General features: G+C 69.9%; 14 protein-coding genes. 2 read left to right on the top strand and 12 right to left on the bottom strand.

All coding sequences use genetic code 11. From position 1 onward, the window contains the following. Window positions 1-5: 5 nt before the first annotated feature. On the bottom strand, window positions 6-4337 hold the full coding sequence (locus EMA17_RS41490; protein WP_126642407.1) for a DUF6603 domain-containing protein: 4332 nt from the start codon (window positions 4335-4337) through the stop codon (window positions 6-8). A gap of 19 nt (window positions 4338-4356) precedes the next feature. Further along, entirely contained in the window at window positions 4357-5526 is a 1170-nt protein-coding gene (locus EMA17_RS41485) for a ComEC/Rec2 family competence protein (protein WP_126642406.1), read from the bottom strand. 430 nt (window positions 5527-5956) lie between these two features. Here EMA17_RS41485 and EMA17_RS41480 point away from each other — a divergent pair, with 430 nt between their 5' ends. Next, window positions 5957-6862, top strand: coding sequence for a DUF6461 domain-containing protein (locus EMA17_RS41480; RefSeq protein ID WP_246127234.1), 906 nt, complete (start codon window positions 5957-5959; stop codon window positions 6860-6862). 266 nt (window positions 6863-7128) lie between these two features. On the opposite strand, the gene EMA17_RS41475 is transcribed toward EMA17_RS41480, so the two are convergent. The 4 genes from EMA17_RS41475 to EMA17_RS41460 all read right to left on the bottom strand — a co-directional run bounded on the left by EMA17_RS41475 (window position 7129) and on the right by EMA17_RS41460 (window position 10779). Beyond that, window positions 7129-7290: a hypothetical protein gene (locus EMA17_RS41475; RefSeq protein WP_218043234.1), complete on the bottom strand. Its 162-nt coding sequence runs from the start codon at window positions 7288-7290 to the stop codon at window positions 7129-7131. A 185-nt stretch (window positions 7291-7475) separates the two neighbouring features. Continuing rightward, window positions 7476-9044 carry an RICIN domain-containing protein gene (locus EMA17_RS41470; protein ID WP_126642404.1) on the bottom strand — a complete coding sequence of 523 codons (1569 nt, stop codon included), beginning with the start codon at window positions 9042-9044 and terminating at the stop codon, window positions 7476-7478. Between the two features lie 410 nt (window positions 9045-9454). Then, window positions 9455-9670, bottom strand: coding sequence for an alpha/beta fold hydrolase (locus tag EMA17_RS54805; RefSeq protein WP_246127233.1), 216 nt, complete (start codon window positions 9668-9670; stop codon window positions 9455-9457). A gap of 296 nt (window positions 9671-9966) precedes the next feature. Then, entirely contained in the window at window positions 9967-10779 is an 813-nt protein-coding gene (locus EMA17_RS41460; protein ID WP_126642403.1) for an MBL fold metallo-hydrolase, read from the bottom strand. Window positions 10780-11715: 936 nt separating this feature from the next. On the opposite strand from EMA17_RS41460, the gene EMA17_RS41455 reads away from it, so the two are divergent. Then, window positions 11716-12162: an Rrf2 family transcriptional regulator gene (locus tag EMA17_RS41455; protein WP_126642402.1), complete on the top strand. Its 447-nt coding sequence runs from the start codon at window positions 11716-11718 to the stop codon at window positions 12160-12162. A 774-nt stretch (window positions 12163-12936) separates the two neighbouring features. Here EMA17_RS41455 and EMA17_RS41445 read toward each other — a convergent pair. The 6 genes from EMA17_RS41445 to EMA17_RS41420 all read right to left on the bottom strand — a co-directional run bounded on the left by EMA17_RS41445 (window position 12937) and on the right by EMA17_RS41420 (window position 20595). Then, the gene (locus EMA17_RS41445; RefSeq protein WP_126642400.1) at window positions 12937-13518 is read right to left on the bottom strand and encodes a cysteine hydrolase family protein; all 582 of its coding nucleotides are present in this window, start codon (window positions 13516-13518) and stop codon (window positions 12937-12939) included. Beyond that, on the bottom strand, window positions 13515-14879 hold the full coding sequence (locus EMA17_RS41440) for an MFS transporter (protein ID WP_170222341.1): 1365 nt from the start codon (window positions 14877-14879) through the stop codon (window positions 13515-13517). Before EMA17_RS41440 ends, EMA17_RS41445 begins: the two co-directional genes overlap by 4 nt. Before the next feature lie 71 nt (window positions 14880-14950). After that, complete coding sequence (locus EMA17_RS41435; protein ID WP_126642399.1) at window positions 14951-16684, bottom strand: hydantoinase B/oxoprolinase family protein; 1734 nt, start codon at window positions 16682-16684, stop codon at window positions 14951-14953. Continuing rightward, window positions 16681-18792 (bottom strand): hydantoinase/oxoprolinase family protein, encoded by a 2112-nt coding sequence (locus EMA17_RS41430; RefSeq protein ID WP_126642398.1) that lies wholly within the window; start codon window positions 18790-18792, stop codon window positions 16681-16683. Before EMA17_RS41430 ends, EMA17_RS41435 begins: the two co-directional genes overlap by 4 nt. Before the next feature lie 171 nt (window positions 18793-18963). Further along, complete coding sequence (locus tag EMA17_RS41425; RefSeq protein WP_126642397.1) at window positions 18964-20100, bottom strand: pyridoxal phosphate-dependent aminotransferase; 1137 nt, start codon at window positions 20098-20100, stop codon at window positions 18964-18966. Window positions 20101-20163: 63 nt separating this feature from the next. Then, the gene (locus tag EMA17_RS41420; protein ID WP_218043233.1) at window positions 20164-20595 is read right to left on the bottom strand and encodes an ATP-binding protein; all 432 of its coding nucleotides are present in this window, start codon (window positions 20593-20595) and stop codon (window positions 20164-20166) included. Window positions 20596-20715: the final 120 nt, after the last annotated feature.

Genomic DNA, 20715 nt, shown 5'->3' with positions numbered 1-20715 from the left:
TCGGTTCACCTCTCGGCTGTGGTGGTCATGGGCGCGGTGGTGAACGTGCTCCTGGCGAGGTCGGCGTAGCGGGTCGGCGGTTCGTCGGTACCGGGGGCGAGGCCGAGCGCGGCCAGGGCGGCGTGTACCGAGGCGCGGCGTTCGGCGGTGGTGGGCGCGGCGATGCCGGTGTCCGGGTCGACGATGGCGCGGATACTGCCCTCGCCCTCGTCGTCGGGGATCGACGGCGGCCCCTCCGGGTGCGCGCCCAGTCGTGGGATCTCGGCGTCCGGGAGTCCGTCGGCCTTCAGCGCCTTGCCGTCCACCCAGCCGACGGCGGGGCCCAGTTCGGGTTCGGGTATCTCGAAGGTGAGGCCGGCCGGGCGGTCGGTGAGCAGGCCGTCGCCGTCGAGCACGTCCGTGGGCTTGCCCAGTGGCGCGCCCCACATGCCCTTGGGCATGTCCTGCCGGTGCACGGTGACGCGCCATCCGGTGGGGGTGTACTCGGTGTCGAACCGCTCGAGCGTGACGTGGTGTTCGGAGACCACGCCCTGTCCCTTGGCGCCCATCGGCCGGATGTCGATGGTGTCGTCCGCGCTGCCGGCGAAGGTCTTGCCGTTGAGGGTGATGCGGCTCGCGGGCACGGCGGACTCGGTGCGTACGGTGAATCCGTCGCCGGAGACCAGCAGCGGCTCCCCTGCGGCGGACCGGCTCGCGGATTCCTCCGGGTCGACGTCGACCAGCAGTCCGGCCAGCGGGGCGATCGACAGCGGCGCGGGCAACTGCACGGCGAACTCGGGCCATTCGACCGCCGGTACACCGGCGCGGTCGGCGCCGAAGCCGATGGTGAAGCCGATGAACCAGACCTTGATCCGGGCCCGGCCGCCGATCGGCGGCCCCCACAGGTCCAGCGACACCCCGACCGACAGGGAGACCCGCACGCGGATGAACAACACCTTGACGGTGGCCGCGACGCCGATGCTCAGGCCCATCGACAGGTCGAAGTAGAAGGGTTTCCACTGCACGAGCGCGTCCAGCCAGGCGGTGAACCAGGCTTGCAGCTTGATGCCGTGTCCCTTGTCGTAGTTCGCGGACAACTCGCCGCCGGCCATGAACGCGCCGTCGGTGAGCGCCGCGTACACCTGGCCCCGGATGGCCACCGGGCCGATCGCCCAACGCCAGCCCACGCGGGGCGGGTTGGGGTAGTACGCGGGGCGTTTGAACCGCGGGTGGTAGCCGCCCAGGGTGAACACGAAGCCCCTGCCGCCGCCGACGGCGGTGCGGTCCTTGCCCCAGATGTACAGGGACAGTCCGCCGGTGAGTTCGGCCGCCGGGTCGATGACGTAGGAGCCGGGCGCGATGACGGCGTCCATCGAGAACAGGCCGTGGTCGTGGTGGTATCCGATGGCCAGGTCGATCACGACGCGGGCGATCGGTTTGGTGGCGGCCTTGGTGCGCGGCAGGTCGATCGTGGTGCGCCCGATCAGCAGCACCTTCCACTGTTCGCCCCCCTCGACCAGGAGCAACGCCCGGGAGCGGATGAACTCGAACGAGCTGAACTCGATGCCGCCCGCGCCCCAGTACCGGCCCTCGCGCGGGGTGATCCAGCCGCCGGGACCGGCGAGTTTCTCCAGCACCTGTTCCGGGGTGTCGCCGCTGCCGCTCCCGTCCAGGCGGTCGACCAGCGGGAAGGTGCCGACGTCCGCGATGGTCGGGGTGCGGACGGTGCTGTTGACGCCGAAGCCGAGCGAGAGGGCGATCACCCGGAACGGGGGCGGGCCGAACAACCCCCGCTCGCCGCCGGAGAGTTCGCCGAACAGGAACATCGACGACCAGCCGTCGACGGCCTTGGCGTACGAGCCGGCGGCGTGCAGGGCGAAGAATCCGGTCTCGATGGAGGCGAGTCCGATGAACTGTTCGGTCAGGCCGGGGGCGACCTCCGAGCCGGTGCGGCGCTCGACCATGCCGCTGATCCGCAGCGGCGGTTGGTGCAACTGCACGCCGGCGCCGCGCAGTCGGGGCGAGACGGTCAACTCCCCGTCGATGCCCAGGCCGAGGCCCATCAGCACGAGCCGGACCGGGCCCACCGACAGGACGGCGTCCAGCGCGACGAGGATGCGCCCGTCCGCGAGGCCGACGCCGATCCGCGAGATGCGCACCGCCCCGAAGGTCAGGTCGAGGTCGCGCGCGCCCGTGTCGGCCGGTGCCGCGTGCACCGTGAGCGGGGTTCGGGCGGCGGCCACGAGCATGCCGCCGGGGCCGGTGGTGATCGGCAGCAGCAGCGGGTCCTGCGCCACCCCGCCGATGCTCAGCTCGATCTGTACGGCGAAGCCGGGCCCGGCCGCGGCGCCGCCGGCGAAGCGCGGCAGTCGACGTTCGCGGCCGGAGTCGATCCGGTGCAACGCGTCGTTGATCGCGGCGGCCTGCGGCGCGTCCCAGCCGGTGGGCGTGGAGGTGAAGGCGATGCCGTCGACGACGAGGTCCGCGCCGGGCGGGATCGCCTCGCCGACCAGCGGCAGGTCCGAGGCGCGTGCCCCGAGCCGGGCGCGCACCGCCGCCGCATGCACCCGGGGCGCGCCCGGACCGGTGCCGGGGCGGGCGGCGTAGACCCAGCCCGTGTGTTCGGTCGAGGCGGTCAGCAGCACCCGGCCGGTCGCGGACTCGTACCGCACCGACAGTGCGGTGAGCACGGGCCGCAACACCTCGGGCAGGTCGGGCAGTTCGATACCGAGCGCGGCCACCAGGTCGGTCAGCGCGACGCCTTCGTCCGCGTGCCATGTCCCGGTGATCGTCGCCGCCGGGCCCTGTTCGTGGTACTCGACGGCGAAGACCAGCGTGCGCGGGTCGTCGTGCCCGTCGGGGACCCGCACGGTCAGTGTGCCGGCGACGTTCTTGTCGTACCCGCCGGCCGCCCGACGCGTCAGCCGGGCCGTCAGGTCGAGCACGGCGTCGGCGTCGCCGAGGGGGAAGGCGCAGGAGCAGCCGAGGTCGAACTCCCGGCCGCCGCTGTCGAACGACACCCTGGTCTCACGTACCGTCAGGTCGGCGAGCAGTGCGGGTGGCGCCACGTCGAAGAGCGCGAACAGGTCGGCGGGGACCAGGTCGTTGGCGATGCCGGAGAATCGCCACAGGCCGTTGTCGTAGCGGGCCGCGATGCTCAGCCGGGTGCCGCCGACGGCGGCCTCGGCGCTCAGCCCGACGGTGCGGCCGGCGGTCCCGGTGCCCTCGACGGACAGCGTGATGCCGGTGAGCGCGAAGACGTCGCCGATCTCCCAGTCGCCCGCCAGGTCCAGTTCGACACCGAAGTCCTTCGACCGCGCGTCGAGCCACGCCCCGAACGCCTCGACCGTCCCGGTGGGGATCTGGGCGCCGGGTACGAAGAGGCCGAGCACGTCGGTGAGCGGGAGCGGTTGGAGCAGCTCGGCGGTGAGGTCGAGTTCGGGTACGGAGACGGACACGCCGACGAAGGCATCACCGACGCGCAGGACGCCACCGAGTCGGGCGTGCACGTTCGCCCCGGTGCTGCGCGGGGACGCGATGCCGAACTCGGCGTCGATCTCCTCGACGTCGAACACGCCGGGGATCAGGTCCCAGCGGGCCGGGATGCCCACCCGTACCGACGCGCCGAGCACGGGATCGAGACCGGCCGCCGCGCGCTGCGCGTCGGGGGTGAACACGACGCTCAGTTCGAGGAGTTCGAGCGTGGCCGGGAGCGGCAGGCCGGGCAGGTCGGGCAGCACGAAGCGGCCGGCGGGTACTCCCGGGACGAGTTGGCCGAGGTCGCCGAGGGTGGTGAAGCCCACTCCGGCGAACGCGCCGTGCAACGTGTACGTACTGGCGGCCGGGCCGGTCTGCACGAGCGTGCGCAACCGCAGCGCGGCTCCCCCGGCGGCGGCGAACGGGAGGTCGCCGCCGACGGTCGCGACCGTGGACACCGCGTCGTCGGCGCCGGGTTCGGCGGACAACACCAACAACAGTCGGTCGAAGCCGTAGGAGCGCAGGAAGCCGGCTTCGAGCCGGAGGTAGGGGAGGTCGATCTTCCACTCGCCCGGGTCCGGCGCGGTGGTCAGGGTGACGTCGACGGTCAGACCGACCACCACCGGCGGCGATGCGGTCGTGTTCGCGGTGAAGGTGACCGTCGCCGCGGCGCCCGGGGTCAGGCCGGGCACGGTCACCGCCCCGGAGAGGGTGAGGTGTTCCGGGTCGACGGCGGTGACCCCGGTCACGGCCAGCGGGCCGCCGAGGTAGGTGCCGAAGAGGTCTTCCGTGCCCGGCACGGCCAGTTCGGCGGCGGTCAGGCGGAATTCGCCGCCGATCGTGGGAAACCTGCGCCGGAGTTCGTCTGTGGTCAGCGCCATGGCGTTGTCCCCCCGGGTCTCAGTAGCCGATCATGACGTTGCCGGCGGCGTCGAGCGTCAGGTGCCACGTGCCGCAGATGAAGCGCTCGTCGTCCGGTGTCGTGGGCGTCCAGTCCGGGTTGACCATCAACTGCGAGGTGAACACGCCCCGGTCGGTCTGGTCGACCAGGAACGACGGGTTCGGCGCGGCCCGGTCGTCGAAGTAGGTGTACTCGTGCGGTTCGGCGGGCTGGACGACGCCGGACCACGTCTTCACCTGTTCCAGGTGGCTGATCTTGGGGATACCCGAGCCGTTGAAGGACTTGGTCCCGGAACTGACGGTGAGCCGCTGCGGTTTGATCAGCTTGATCCACCGCTCGCGGGAGGAGGTGTCGCTGCCGTGGTGCCCCATCTTGAGGGTGACGTTCGCCGAGGGCAGCCGGGGTGCCCAGTTGGCGAGGATGAAGTCCTCGGTGACCACCGTCGAGTCCGCGGCGAACACCATCACGGCCTTCTTGTAGACCAGCGCCAGCACCGCGCTGTCCGGGTTCGGGTCGTAGCGTTCCAGTTCCTTCCGCAGGCGCGTCTTCTCGTGCGGATCCGTCGCCGGGGCCAGGCACTTCTCCCACTTCGCCTTGCGCGTCGCGTAGGTGCCGGTGGCGTTGGCCGCCACGGCGTAGAGCCCTTCGTCGGTGCCCAGGCGCACGATCGGCTGACCGTACTGCCAGGGCACGCCGGTGCCCCCGCCGGCCGGGGGTCCGCTGAACGCGAGGGAATTGGGCAGTGGTTGCGCGCCGTTGGCCTGGAGCCACCGGTAGGTGGCGTTCGGTAGACCGCCGGACTTGTCGCGACCGTTCTGGTAATCCTCCAGCACCCCGGTGTAGTAGGCGGACTTCACCGTGAATCCGTCGAGCGCGCGCACCAGCAGGTTGTAGTGGTCCTCGTCGGCGTGCGAGATGAACAGGTAGTCGATCGTCTTCCTCGGCACGAAGGTGGCGAGGAGGCGCTTGACATTGGTGAGGGCGTCCACGACCTCCTGCGTGGGGGTGGTGATCAGGCAGCGTGCGCCCTTGGTGGAGCCGCAGTCGATCAACACCACCTCGCCGGTGCCGTGCGGTGGGTCGGGGAAGATGATCAGGGTGCAGTCGCCCTGACCGACACCGACGAAGATCACCCTCGCGTGGGGGCCGGGTGGCACGGGAATGGCCATCGCAGACTCCAGACATCTCGGATGTGCAAGGCAGCGGAGCGGCTGGACGACAGGTCGACCGGGCGACCCGGCGGCCGGGCGGTGCGGCTGGGGTCACGACGGCCGGGCGTGCCTCGGGAGTCGGGCCCTATCCGGGCGCGGGACGAAGTCCCCTCCGCATCGGATGACCGACGAGCGGATCCACCACGGACACCGGCACGAGACGCCCCCTCGCCCTCTACGCGCGTGACCTGACACTGCTTACGGCTCTGCCAGGTCCCGATCAGATCACACTTCGCAATCACCCGGTACCACAAAGCGATATCTCGCCATGCGATGGCCGAATCCTCCACATCACTCTCGCCGCCGCCCCGACACCGTCCGCGACGCGCCGCACCGGACCCTGCCGCCCGACCGGGCCGACGCCGTCGTGCCGCGCTACCGCCTGGGCATGACGCCGACCACCACCGCCGGCCTGATGGGCCTGGACGTGCCCGCCGTCGCCCCGCACCTGGTCATGGCCGAACGCGCGCTGCCGCCGGCCGCCATCCGCGACGTCGAACGCACCCCGGGGCTCCGAGCGCCGCAGGCGATACCCGCCCGTCCGTTCCCGATGTATGCGCCTGTTCCATTTCGGCCGACCGGGCGGGTCCGGACCCGGGTTGCCGTTTGCGGGGTGACGGCGTCGGTGGCCGATGAGAGGTTGTGCCGCATGCATTCCGTCACTGCGGCCGACTACGGCTGGATACGCTCCTCGCCCTTCCTCGGGCTCGGCATGGAGGTCGGATACTGCCTCACCCTGGTGTGCGGCGTCGCGCCCGCGGAGGTGCTACGGGTGATGGAGGCCGAACCACTGGGGGTGTGCACAGGATTCCACGGCCTGATCAAGCGGCAGAGCGAACTCTTCGCCGCCCGGACGTGGGACGGGTCGTTCCTCGCGGGCGCGTTCACCGTGCCGGGCGAGAGCGGGGACTGGACCCTGGTCCTGCACTTCGACGGTGGTGTCGGGATGCGCGCCTGGTTCCTGGAGATCCTGTCCGCAGGGTCGCGCGCCGTCATGCATTCCAGCAACGGCGGCAAGCCCATCCACCTTTTCGACTGGTACGAGGACGGCGAACCGCGTACCACCTTCGAGAGGCCCGGGGCCCGCACCGGCAGCACTCCCGACGACCTGCTCCCCATCATGGAGGAGGTCTGGTGCGACCCCGACGGCCGAGCCGACCTCGACGTGTTCGACGACAAGGCGAACGTCTTCGCGCTCGCCGAGCGGCTGACGGGCGTGCGGGTGACGGAGGAACTCCTTTCGGAGTCCGCGTACTTGCTCGGCCACGTTCGAGAGGATCCCACCCGGGAGTAGGCCGGTGTCGTCAGCGCCTGATCCGTATCCCGGCCCAGAACAGCGCGGCTTCGACCGCTCATCGAGTACAGCCTGTCGTTCAGCCGGCACGGCCCTACCGCGTCGACGAACCGCGTGCAGCCGCCGGGGGAAGGCGATGCCCGCCCCCGCCTCCAGCCCCTCCCAGGCAGGAGCCTCGGGGTTGGCCGGCCCGAAATCGTGCAGGCGCCACACCTGCGTTCGAACTCCGGCATCCGCACCTCGGCAATCTCGGGTGTTTCCGACGTTCAGAACGGGGGTGTGTCCGTGTCACCGGTCGTGGCCGGCCAGGTCGGCCTGGGGCGGGGCCGTCGCAGGTGCGCCACGGCTTCCTCGATGCGGCCGAGGTCGATCAGATACCGGGCCGGGAACTCCGGATTGGCGGTGGGGTGCCGTTCGAGCTCGGTCACGGTCTCCTCGGGCCGACCGGCGTCGGCGAGCACCTCGAAGACGGTGGTCCGGGGCAGGGATTGCGGGTATTGCCGGCGGGGTGGTGTCGGTCCGGATGGTCATGCCGGTCGCGGGGGTCGGGCCGTACCGAAGAGGGGCGCTCCGACGGCCGGGGGCCGCAGGAGCGCCATGGGGTTGTCGGCTGTCAGTTGAGCGCGGCCCAGTTCTGGGTGGTGGTGTTGGCGGTCGGCTTGGTGATGACGGCGGCGCCGATGGTGACGGAGGCGCTGTCGAGGGTGAATCCGCTGGCCGGGTTGGTGATCGTGAAGGTCCCGCTGCTGTTCTGGGTGACCTGCCATTCCTGCCAGGCGTTGGAGGAGTTGACGGCCCGCAGGGTGGCCTGTTCGCCGGCGTTGTAGGGCGCGGTCAGCACGAGTGCGTCCGGGCAGCCGTCGATGAGTTTCGCCGTGCCGTTCGCGTTCGCCCTCAGCGTCCACTGCTGTCTGGTGCTGGTGGGATCGTAGGTGTAGAGGTTGGCGGGGGCGCTGCCGGACGCACCGCACTGGCCGACGCGTTCCATGGCCAGGCCGCCGCCGTTGGTGAGGGCGTGGGTTCGGCCGTCGCCCACGATCGTGGGACCGTAGTTGATGGCGTGGGCGGCCAGGCGGGTCAGCGCGCTTCCGGTGGTGGCGAGCGGGGGGTTGGCGGTGGGCCGAACTGCCTTGAAGTAGTCGGCGAATGTCGAGGGAGTGTGCGTGGTCAGCACGCTGATCGTGCCGTTCCAACCGCCGTCGACGTTGTTCCACAGGTCGAGCAGCGAGCCGTCCACGTTGCCCTGGACCTGGTCCCCGGTGTCCCAGCCGGTGGAGTAGGTGAAGCTCCGGCTGTCGCCGTTGGGCCACACGTAGCGGTAGTCCCCGAGGAGGTAGGCGGCGGCGGAGTCGGCGAAGCCCTCGACCCAGGCGCAGGTGCCGGAGCTGGCCTTCTCGATGTAGTGCGGGTTGCAGCCGGTTACGTTCGGCCACCACCCGTCGTACAGGCGATGCAGGAGGAAGTGGCCGCCCTCGTGGAGCACGGTGTGCTCGGAGTCGGGGTCGGCGGCGGAGAGGTGGACGGTGTTGGCCAGGTCGTAGGACGGGCCGTCGACCGAATCGGCGGTCCACCGGATGTTGAGTTCGGTGCAGGCGTTGTTGTTCGCCTCGTGGGTGGACCAGCAGTCGCTGACGGAGTTGTTGCGCTTCCACCACAGGAGGTTGACGGTGTCGAAGGCGTGCCAGGCCCGCGCGGTGCCGGCGGTCGGCTTGAGGGTGCCGAGGTTGACGCCGGCGGAGATGTCGGCCTGGGTGGGTGAGTCCAGGGTGTAGGGGGTACCGGTGGAGTCGCCGACCTTCCACAGCTTGGTGCTCTCGGTGCGGAACCGCACCCACATGCTGCTCATCGAGGTGGTGGAGGTGGGGGTGTAGCAGAGGTTGAAGCCGCCGTCGTTGACGCCGGTGTACTGGTAGTCGGGGGTGAGTTGGCGCGGGGCGTCGGTGGACTTCTCCTTGCCCCACAGTTGGGCGTTCGCGTTGCGGACCGGCTTGGTCATCGTGGGTTTGTTCGTGCCGGCTTCGGCCGACTGGTAGTCGTACTGGAGTTTGCCGCTCAGGCAGATGGGGGACGCCGCCGCGGCGCCGGACGCCGTCAGCGGAACGGAGACGGCGGCGAACAGGGTGGCGAGCAGGGCGGTGCCTATGGCGGCGAAGCCGCGCGGCAGCCGAATTCGGATGGGCAAGAGGTTCCTCCCCTGGGGCACTTCGAGGTCCTGTCCATACGGGCCGCCGCCGTGCGAGGAACCGGGCCGGCCCGTCACGAACGCAACGAAACTCCGGGCGCACGAGCAGAATGCAAGTCGCCCTGAAGTACCTGGCGTTACGCTGCCAAATCAGCTTGTCACCATCCATCCTGTAAGTTGCCCTGTTTAAGAAGAAGAGGTGATATTTTCATCGGCGGAGCGGTGGCGGTACCGGTCGACGTCGACCGGCTCGAACGCGTGAGCCACATCGTCGCCTTCGACCACGAGGCACCCTGCACGACCGGGTCTGACGATCACCGCGATCGACGAACGGGCCGGGACGGAACGCCGATATCCCGGAGAACTCGACGCCGCGCGCAGCGGCCAGTCCGCCGCGCCGGCGCACCAGTTCACGAATTCCGTGAAGGAGTCCTCGACGGTCGCGGCCTGCGTTCGCGGAAGTCCGCACCGCTCAGGCTGTGGTCCATGTTGCTGCCCGCGACCAACGCCCGGACCCGCCGTGGGAACAACTCGGCGTACTGTTGTGCCATCAGTGTTCCGGAGGACCTGCCCCGGAAGGTCAGGTGCCGATCGCCTAGTGCGGCCCGCAGAAGCTCGAAAACCACGCTGTGGGAGCCCGGGTCGGCCGCGAATCCGGTGTCGGGTATCGCGCAGGGATACAACCTTTGCGAGAAGAACCCCGCCCGATGTCGACATCTCGGACGGGGTCGCGGAAGCAGACGATCGGACCGTTACATGCCTGACCGAATCGAAAACCGGAGTGCCACCGTGCGACATCCGGTCCTTCCGGATCTACCATTTTGCGTTTCGACTCCCGCGAGACGACACGCGCTGTCGATGTGTTGCGCGTGACGCTGCCCCTGAGTCTTCCGGTCGCTCTGCTTACCGTTCCGATCGTGCCCTACACCGGCGAACCGCCCCTTGTTTGCTCGGCGTTCCCGATCGGGAGGGGTACGGGTTCTCCGTCGTTCACGAGTGCGACGGTGATGCCGCGCGCCTCGGCGGCTCGGCGGAAGCGGCGTTCGATGTCGGGTTGTTCGGTGTAGATGGGCGGGTTGTGGAAGAGCCCGTGGTGGATCGCGCAGGCGGTGCCGGCCCCGAGCGCGGCGGCGGCCTCGATCGCGTGCTCGGGCGTCAAGGTGGCGGGCACATCGGCCCCGTAGCCGTCGAAATGGGCTATGACGCCGTTGACCGGCACGAACGCGACGTCGAACGGGCCGTGGTCGCGGGCGATCTGCCACCAGTTGCCGTGCCACATAGTGTCGCCGCAATGGATGATCCGTCGTCCGGCGCCCTCCACGATCCAGGCGACCTGGTCGGCCTCGCTGCCGCGCCAGTCCAGCGCGACGACCGGCGTCACCGTCAACGGACCGATGTAACGGGGGAGCCCGATCTCCTGGGGGATCACGTCGATGCCGGCCTCCCTCAGCGTCGGTGCGATCGGTGTGTGGCAGCCGATGGTCCCGGAGGCGGCGAGCCGGGTGATCAGTTCGTGGTCGTAGTGGTCCGGGTGCAGGTGCGTGAGCAGTACGTGTGTCCCGGGAGGAGCGTCGATGGGAGGCAGGGGCCGGCGCGGCGACCCCATGACGGGGGCGAGCGGCTCGGCGTTTTCGAGTGGGTCGATGACCAGACGGGTGTCGCCGAGGCGAACCTCGACGCCGGCCCATGCCAGGCGACGCAGGTGGAGAGTTTGGGTCTGGATTTCAGTGGTCATTCCGAGCCTCCTTGTGGTGCGGCCGGTGGCCGCCGGGTGGGCGGTGATTCGTTTCGGTGCCGGTCCTCGTTCCCGCGATCGGCGGCCCGGCGGGTCTGCGGGTGACGATCGCGCCGAGCCGTTCGTCGCGGCCCCTGCGGTCGGGACTTCGGCGGCGCCCGGACGACGTCCGCCGGGGCCGTCGGCCGGTGGCCGGTCGAACCGACGTTCGCCGGAAAGCCGGCGCACACCGCCGCGCCGAACGAGGTCACCGGTTTCGCGACCCCCGCGGGCGGGCCGGCCGTCCGCAAGCCGTCTGTGGACGCGTCGTCGTCGACACCGACGAACTCGACACATCGACCGCCGATGTCTCGCGCGAGGGCCACGAGGTCGGCGCCGCTCGGCGCCTCGGGCCCGATGACGTCGTACACCGTGTCCTCGTGCCCGTCCCGGGTCGGGACCGCGGCGGCCGCCACCGCGCGGTCCTCACGGGTCACATGGGCGACGGCACCGGTACAGCCGCTGGTCACCGACCGGCCCGACGCGACGGCCCGCTCGACGACCGGTACTTGCATGTGCATGTGGAGGTTGTTGCGCGGCGTCGTCCACCTCGGGCCGCTGTCGTGCGGCGCCCGCTCCGTGCCGGCGTGGTCGGCGACCACGCGCCGGGTTGGCCGATACCGGTTCCGGCACGGACGTGTACACCACGTGCCGGACACCCGCGTCGGCCGGGGTCGCGACGACGGCGCTCTGCCGGGCGAGGCGTGCGCCGATCCGAGCGGCGAGTACGACCTCCCGCAGGTCGGTGTTCCGCGGTACGAAGCCGGCGGCGGCGCGCCCCGAAGGGCCGGAAGCTCCGGCGATGCCGATCGTCATGCCGCTTCCAATCCGTAGTCATGATGATTGCGAATTCGCTTTACTGTAGCCACGCTGATTACGAAATGGCAAGATGGGGGCATGGCCAGACCGACCAACACACAGTTCGCTGTCGCCGTGCACCTGCTGACCTACCTCGCGGGCAGGACCGACGGCACGCCGGTGAGTTCGGACGAGCTCTCCGGGAGCACCAACGCCAACCCCGTTCACGTGCGCCGGGTGCTCGGCCCGCTGCGGGAAGCCGGGCTGGTGCGCTCACGCCCGGGCGTGCATGGGGGCTGGGAACTGGCCGTCGACGCGGGGGACATCACGCTCGCGCAGGTCTGGCGACTCCTCCAGGGCGCCGACCCGGTGTTCGGACTGCACGGACCCGACCCCGAGTGCGCCGTCGGCCGCAGTGTCCAGCAGACGCTGACCGCACTCGAGCGAAGGGTCGCCGACGCCGTAGCCACCGAACTCGAACGGTTCACCGTGCGTGACACCCTGAACGGAGCCGTCGCAGCGCCGGCGCAGTCCGCCGACGTGTGACGGCTCCGCCGTCGACTTGGGGGTGTTGGTGGTTGTGGGCGTGTGCGACGGCGAGTTGGGCGTGGGCGTAGGCGCGGACGATGGGTGGGGTGTGGTGGTCGGCGGTGGCGGCGGCCCGTTCGGCGGGGGCCAGGGCGTGGCGGTGGCGGCCGAGTTCGTGGGCCTGGGTGGCCAGGGCGCGCAGGGCGATCGTGTAGGTGGCGGGGTCGTCGGCCTCGGCGGCGAGGTGGGCGGCGGCGCGGTGGTAGTGGCTGGGCGAGGGCGTCGGCGCCGTCGTCGGCGCACATGGTGCCGAGCAGGACGGTCAACTGCGCGGCCGAGGACAGCAGTCGCGCGCGGATCGGCCCGTCGCGGGCCAAGTGCAGCCAGGTGGTGACGTCCAGGACGGGCGCCACCAGCGTGCCGTGCCCCAACCCGGCCCCACCTCATCGAGGCCATGCTCCCGCGTCGCGGCAACCGGTCGCACAACGTGGGCCGGACCCGCATCGCCATCGGCACGCAACAACTCGACGATCCCGGCGGCGAGTTCGGGGAGGCCGTCCACCAACACCTCGGAATCGGCCAACGCACGGACTTCCGCACGCCACCCTCGGCGCCGCCGACCGGCTTGCCCCTCACCCCCGCCGGGCTCGTCTTCCCTCCATCGCGTTCCCAGCCCGGTCAAGGCCGCGATACGTTCCGTCGGCCATGTGGCATGTCGTTGGCGCGCGTTGGCCCGTGCGATACCCGGTTTCACCATCCGCACCGCACACGCACGCCGGGCCGTCGAGGTGCTCAGGCTTCCGGGCGGTGGTCCTCGATCCAGGCCCGAGAGGTCGTTACCCGGGCGCCCCGAGCAGGGAAGACACGCTCCATGAAGAAGTCGTGGACGTCCGGCTCGGCGTCGGCGCAGGCATCGCTCACGACGGTGACACGGTAGTCGAGGTCGAGTGCGTCGACGAGGGTGGCCGCCACCATCGCGCTGGTCGCGACACCGGTCAGCACGAGGGAGTCGACGTGCCCGGCCCGCAGCAGCAGGTCGAGGTCGGTGCCGGCGAAGGCGCTGGTCCGGCGCTTGCCCACGACGGCTTCATCCGCCCGTGCCTCCAACTCCGCGGCGATTTCGGTGGCCTCCGCACCTTCGTGGAAGAGGTTCCCGGCCTGGTGGAACCGCTGGAACAGCGGGTTGTTCGCCGAGACATCGGCGCCTGTGGGCCGCAGATGGGTGCGCACGAAGATCACGAGCAAGCCGCCGGCCCGCGCTGCGGACAGCAGCGACAACTGAGCGGGCACGGGTTGCCGGGCGAAGGGATAGCTCGCGAGGATGCCCTTTTGCATGTCACCGACGATCAAGGCCGGATTCGCCGGCACGATCATGCGATCTTCTCCTTCTTGGACAGCGGGAGCACCTGACGACTCGTTCCATCGTGCTCCGCTTTGCGCCCGGCGGTGAGGAGGATCGCCGCACCGGCGACCATGATGAGCGCGATGGTCAGCAGTGCGTAGGTGTAACTGCCGGTCGTGTCGGCGATGAAGCCGGTGAAGTAGGGGCCGACGAAGCCGCTGATGTTGCTCACCGAGTTGATCACGGCGATGCCCGAAGCGGCGGCCGCGCCGGTCAGAGACAGCGGCGGCAGCCGCCAGAACTGGGGCATGGCCGTGTAGATACCGGAGACGCTGAGGCAGAACGACGCGATGAAGACGACATTGTTGTGCGTGAACGTGGCTGTCACCAGGCCGACGACTCCGACGCCCATGGGAATCACGGTGGAGGACACCGCCGACATGCCTGAGGCGACCTTGGGCCAGACCGCCATGGCGATGATCGCGAACGCCGACGGGATGCCGGCCAGCAGCACACTGCTGACGTTCGAGATGCCGGAGATGCTGCCGGTCAATGTGGAGATCATCGTGGGGAGGAAGAACGCGATCGGGTACAGGCCGAAGACGATGGCGAAGAAGGCCAGCGCCAGCGTCCAGACCCGCGCGCTGGTGAGGGACTGGCGCACGCTGGACAGCGCGCCACGCGCTTCCTGCTCGGATGTTTCCTGCGCGAGCCGGCGTTCGATGGCCTCCTTCTCGGCCGTCGTCAGCCACTTGGCGTCGCGGGGCCGGTCGGGCAGCATCGTGAAGACGAGGATTCCGGCGAGGAGGGTGATGGCCCCCTCGACCAGGAACAGCGATCTCCATCCGGCCAGTCCGGTGAGACTCTGTCCCCAGGACAGGAGGGCGGCGGCGAGGGGCGAGCCGATGATGCCCGAGAGCGGAATCATCATGAAGAACGCCGACAGGGCCCAGGACCGGTACCTGCGAGGAAACCAGCCGGTCAGGTACAGGAGGATGCCCGCGGCCAGTCCTGCTTCGGCGAAGCCGAGAAGGATCCGCATGGCGTAGAGCTGGCCGACGTTTTGCACCCCGGCCGTCGCCATCGTGACCGCGCCCCAGGTGACGAGGATGCGAGTGATCCACCGTCGTGCCCCGAATCGGCGCAGCATCATGTTGCTCGGCACCTCGACGAGGACGTAGCCGATGAAGAACAATCCGGAGGCCAGTCCCATCTGCGAGCCGGAGATGCCCAGGTCCTTGCTGAGGGGCGCGGCCATGTAGCCGAGGTTGGCGCGGTCGATGTAGCTCATGACGTAGGCGATTCCGATGAACGGGATGATGCGTATGCCCACCTTGCGCCACAGCCGGCGCACGGATCGGTCGGTGGGGGCGGGGACGGTGACCTCGGCCATGACGGTGACCTCTTCTCAGGCGTGGTGCGGGGGATGCTCCGGGGCGCGGCCGGGCATGGGAGAGCGGTCGTTCAGCGGTGGTGAGCGGAGCGGAGTTCTCGCGTGGCCGCGGTGTCGACCGTGCCGGTGGGCGTGATGACCACGCCGTAGTCGCGGGCCGCGCCGGCGACGGTCACTTTCTGGTCGAGTACGTCCTGCAGGACCCGGTCGGCCTCCCGGGTCAGGGCGCTGCCGTGACCTCCTCCGCCGGCGGTGACGTGGCGGTGCCGGTCGCCGGCGACCAGGGTCCGGATGACCTTGGTCGGCAGGATCTGCTCCTGCGGTGTTCCGGGGTTGAGCAGGTTGGACGAGGGAGTCCCCGGTCCTCCTCCCGCAAGGCCGTAGGGGAGGTGCCGGCGCCGGTCCGAACGGATCTGTACCGAGGCCTCGGGGTGGAGGATCGTCATGTCGCGGAAGGTCGACAGGCCACCGCGCCATCTGCCCGGTCCGCCGGTGTCGGGGAGATAGCCGTAACCGTCGATGCGAAGGTGCCCGGACTGCTCGAGCTCCTCGATCGGCGTGTTGGCGAGGTTCGCACCGAGCGGGCTGATGCCGTCCACCCCGTCGCGGTCGGGCCTGGCCCCCCAGGCGCCGCACAGGACATCCCACAGGACGGCGCTGGATCCGTCCTGCTCGGTGACGCCGATCGCGATGGAGTCGGGGCCGCCGTCGCCGGCGGCGGGGACTCGGTGGGGGAAGACCGGTGCCAGAGCGCCCAGGACGGTATCGATGATGCGGTAGGCGACCAGGCCGCGTGCCCCGCGGGCGGAGGGCCGTCTGCCGTTGAGGATGCTGCCTTCGGGGATGACGAACGTGAAGGGGCGGTAGAAGCCGCTGTTGGCCGGGATGTCGGATCCGAGGGCTCCCTGGATGGCGGCGTAGGAGGCGGACTTGGTGAACGAGGCGGTGGCGTTGAGCGCCGAGGCGACCTGCGGGGACGATCCGGTGAAGTCCAGGTGCAGGGCGTCGCCGACGATGTCGACGGTGACGCGGAAGGGGATGGGTGGCGAGCCGAGCCCGTCGTCGTCGATGTAGTCCTCGAATGTGTAGCTGCCGTCGGGGGCTTCGGTGACCGCGGCACGCAGGAGGGTCTCGGAGTAGTCGAGGAGTTCGTCGATCAGCGCAGCCAATTCGTCGGTCCCGTGGCGCCTGGCGAGATCCTTCAGTCCTTCGCCGCCGGCGTGGCAGGCGGCGAGCTGCGCCTCGAGGTCACCGCGCAGCAGGCCGGGCTCGCGTACGTTGCGCAGGATCAGGGCCAGGAACGTTTCGTTCAGTACGCCCGCTTCCACCAGGCGGGACGGCGGGATCTGGACGCCTTCGGCGAAGATGCTGGTGGACTGCACGGCCATCGATCCGGCGGCCCAGCCGCCCACGTCGGCGTGGTTGACGACCGTGACCGAGTAGCCGATCAGTTCCCGCTCATCGGTGAAGACCGGACCGACGGCGAAGATGTCGGGCAGATGCATACCGCCCAGGTCCGGATCGTTGAGGAGATAGATGTCGCCGGGACGGACGGTGTCCCCGAACGCGTCCAGGACGGCGCTCATGGCCTCGGGTATGGAACCGAGGTGCACCGGGCATGTGTTGGCCTGGGCGATGACACGCCCGGAGGCGTCGCACAGCGCGGCCGAGAAGTCCATGCTGGAGGCGACGATCTGCGAGTGGGCCGTACGCAGGATGGTGATCGCCATCTCGTCGGACAGTCCTGTTACCGCGTTGCGGAACACCTCGAATGTGGCGGCGTCGCGGATGGGGTGCGGGCTCATGACGATTCCTTGGTGGCAGTGGTCCAGCGGATGACGATGTTCTCGAGGCTGTCGCGCTGCGCGGTGGCCCCCGGCGGCACCAGGGTCGTCGAGTCCATGTCCTCGATGACCAGCGGTCCGGGCACGCGGTGGGAGGGCAGTTCGGCGCGGGCGATGACCGGGGTGTCTTCCGTGTGGTCGAACCGGCAGGCCCGGGAATGGGCGGGGCGGGAGTGCTGCGGGAGCAGACGCAGCGCGCGGTCGATGGTGATGGGGTTGCGTACCGTGCCCCGTACACGGATGTTGACGATCTCGATCAGCTCGTCGTCGCCCGCGCGACCGTAGGTGCGGCGGTGCTCGGCGTGGAACCGCGTGCGGGCTCCGGCCATGAGGGCGGGTGTGACGGTGCCGTTGGGTACCACGACCGGGAGTTCGAACCGCTGGCCGCGGTAGCGCATGTCGAGGACCCGCTGCACATCGGCTTCCGCGCCCGGCGCGGCTTCCCGCAGCGCCCGCGTGATGTCCTCGGCCATACGGTTGAACTCGGCGGTGAGCACGCCGGGTTCGTCGAATTGGGGGCGGTGGGGTGCGACCGACTCGCGGGAGGTGTCGGCCACGAGCAGGCCGAGGCTGCTGAACAGGCCCGTGTGCACGGGAACGATGACGGTGTCGATGCCCAGTTCCCTCGCCAGAGCGGCACCGTAGAGGGGGCCCGCTCCTCCGAAAGCCACCATGACCGCGTCCCGTGGATCGCGGCCCCGTTCACTGGTGACGGCCTTGACGGCCTTCGTCATGTTGGAGACGGCGACCTCGTAGGCGCCGCGCGCGGCAGTGGGGATGTCGACGTCCAACTGTTGGGCGATGGTGTCGAGGGACTTCTCGGCGAGGTCCGGACGGATCGTCACCCGACCGCCGGCGATGGACCGGGGACTGAGGTAGCCCAGGACGACATTGGCGTCGGTGAGGGTGGGATGGTCGCCGCCGTTTCCGTAGCACACGGGGCCGGGCTGGGATCCCGCGCTTTCGGGGCCGACTCTCAGGGAGCCTGCCGCGTCCACGGAGACGATGCTGCCGCCGCCGGCGCCCACCTCGGCGATATCGATGGAAGGCACCCGCACGATGTAGCCGGCGCCCCGGCCCATGCTTCTCGTGAGGTTCATTCCTCCGCCGACCTCGTAGTCGGCGGCGACGAAAGGCTCCCCGTTTTCGATGAGCGAGGCCTTGGCGGTGGTGCCGCCCATGTCGAACGCCACGACGGAGTCGAGGCCCATCAGTTGGGCCAGCTTCTGAACGGCGATGACGCCTGCTGCGGGGCCTGACTCGATGATCTGCACGGGCCGTTGCACCACGGACGCCGCGTCGAGGAGGCCGCCGCTGGACTGCATGATCATGAGGGGCTCGGTGATGCCCGCCGCGCGCAGCCCGTCGCTGAGCGCGCTGACGTAGTCGTGCACCTGCGGCCCGACGTAGCTGTTCACGACCGCGGTGCTGGTGCGCTCGAACTCCTTGATCTGCGGTGAGATGTCGACGGAGGCGGAGACGTACACGCCGGGCAGCAGTTCGCGCAGTTCGGCCGCGACACGTTGTTCCTCGTCGGGGCGGATATGGGAGTTGATCAAACAGACGGCGACGGCCTCGATGCCCGCCGCACGAATCCGATCGGCCAGGTCGGCCACCTCGGCGCTGTCCGCGGCGGGCCTGAGTTCACCATTCGCGGTGATGCGCTGGTCCAGTTCGTAGCGGTGGCGGCGCGGCGCGAGCGGCACGGGCTTTTGCCAGGACAGGTCGTACAGCAGGGGGCGGCGCAGGCGGCCGAGTTCCAGGACGTCCCGGAAGCCCTTGGTGGTGACCAGCGCGGTGCGCGCACCGCGCATTTCAAGGATCGCGTTGGTGGCCACGGTGGTGGCGTGCAGCATCGCGTGGACCTCATGCGTCTCGATGCCCGCGTCACCGAGCGCGGCGGCCGCCCCCTCGAGGACCGCGGTGCCGAAGTCGGGCGGAGTGGAGAGAACCTTGACGGGCAGGACGCGGCCGTCGGGCCCGAGGGCGATGACGTCGGTGAAAGTGCCGCCGATGTCGGCACTGACGCGCCAGCCTTCGTTGCGACCGGTCGTGGGTGCTCCTGACACGTTCGGCTCCTTCGGGGTGGGCCTGGGTGACGCGGACGACGCGCAGGCAGATGTGTGGATCATGGAATTGCGATCTCAAATCTTTCATCTGAGATCTTTTGCTGGATACAGAGCGCGTGCCCTCGGCGGGGGAGGGGCAGGAAGCAGCCGGGATCGCGGTCCGGCGGGGGCTCAGGTGCGGCGGACACCCGCGGTCAGGGAAGCCAGCCGGTCCGTGACTTCGGTGAGGGCGGCCGCGCTCCCGCCGTACAGCACGCGGGCATGGGTGGCCGGGCCCTGAAAGGCATCGCCCGCCAGAGCGGTGACACCATGCGACAGCAGCAGGTCCTCCAGCGCGCGGCTGACCACGCCGAGCGGGCCGAAGTCGACGAAGGCGAAGACTCCCGCGTCGGGCGGCGGGGTTTTCAGGCCCGCCCGGGCCAGACCGGCCACCAGTAGGTCGCGCCGCGAGCGCAGGGTCGCGAAGGAGGGTTCGATCCAGTCCTGCGGCCCGGTGAGGGCGGCTACCGCGGCGGCCTGCGCGACGTCGCCCACGTTGATCACGTCCCATTCGAGTGCACGGTGGATCGGTTCCAGCAGGTGGGCGGGAGCGTTCACGTATCCCACCCGCCAACTCGTGAAGGCGTAGTTCTTGCTGAGGCTGGTCACCGTGACCAGGTCGGGATGGCGGTTGCGCAGCAGCATCTGGGGCCGGTAGCCCGGGCCGTCCCATACGTAACGCTCGTAGGATTCGTCGGCCAGGACGATCAGGCCGTGGCGCGCCGCCACGTCCAGAAGCTGCTCGAGCCGCTCCCGACGGGGAAGGTAGCCGGTGGGATTGTTGGGATTGCAGATCAGCAGCGCCCTGGTGGCGGGGGTGACGGCGGCCTCGACGGCCGCGGGGTCGTGGTCCCATCCGCACTTCTCCTCCGACGGCACATAGATCGGGCGGACTCCCGCGAGCCGGATCATGCCGTCGAAGAAGTAGGTGGGGGCCGGCACGAGGACCTCGTCGCCCGGGTCCAGGAGGGCTCGGAGGACCAAGCTCATGCCATGTTGCGCTCCGTGGGTGATGAGCAGTTCGGCCTCCGGATCCGCGTCGACTCCGAAGGTGCTCCGCAGATGATCGGAGATCGTTCGGCGCAGTTCGGCCGAGCCCCGGCTCCGGCGGGGGAAGACCCGACCCGCCGCGATCCGGGCGGCCTCGACGACGTGTGCGGGCATCGGCAGCACCGGGACGCCGCCCATGGGGATCAGGTCGGCACACGGCCCCGACGCGTCAAGCGCGCGTTCGGCGAGTTCGAGGGCCGGCAGGCGTGGTAGAGGCATGGTGATTCCCTTCGGAGGCATGGAACGGCCGCAACGGGCGCCGCTCTGTCGGGGCCGGCCGGCTCACCTGAACGTGTCCGGCAATTCGGCCCAGACGGTCTTGCCGCCCGGATGCGGTTCGGTCGTCAGACGTCCGCCTCGCTCCCTGAGGAGAAGGTCGACGATCGCCGTGCCCCGGCCGCAGGTGGCGTCATGGGAAGCGGTGATGCGCCTCGGACACGTGGTGTGGTTGTCGCGGACCCCGAGCCGGAGCACCCCGCCGTCGCCGATGCCGAGCGTGACGCGGATGCTCGGAGTGCGCATTCCCGCGTGCGTGACGGCGTTGGTGACCAGTTCGGTGGCGATCAGACCCAGGGCGTAGATGAGGTCCCCGTCCGCGGGGAGCCCCCATTCGGAGAGGACCCCGGCCAGGCGGTGCCGTATCCGAGGCACCGCCGAGCGCGAGGGCGGTAGCTCGAAGGTGCGGATCGGGGGGTGGAGCGTGCTGGTGTTCATGGCGGTCTCGCTGCACGTAGTGAGCGGACATCTCAGAGTCGAATACTGAGATCGCTAGTTCTCTTGCTGAGATCTCAGTTCACCACTGGGGAAACCTTCTGTCAACGGTTCCGGAACGTC

It is taken from the genome of Embleya hyalina (assembly GCF_003967355.1).
GTDB classification, from domain to species: Bacteria; Actinomycetota; Actinomycetes; order Streptomycetales; family Streptomycetaceae; genus Embleya; species Embleya hyalina.
Note: the sequence above shows the minus strand (reverse complement) of the source record. Positions and strands in the feature narration are given on the sequence as shown.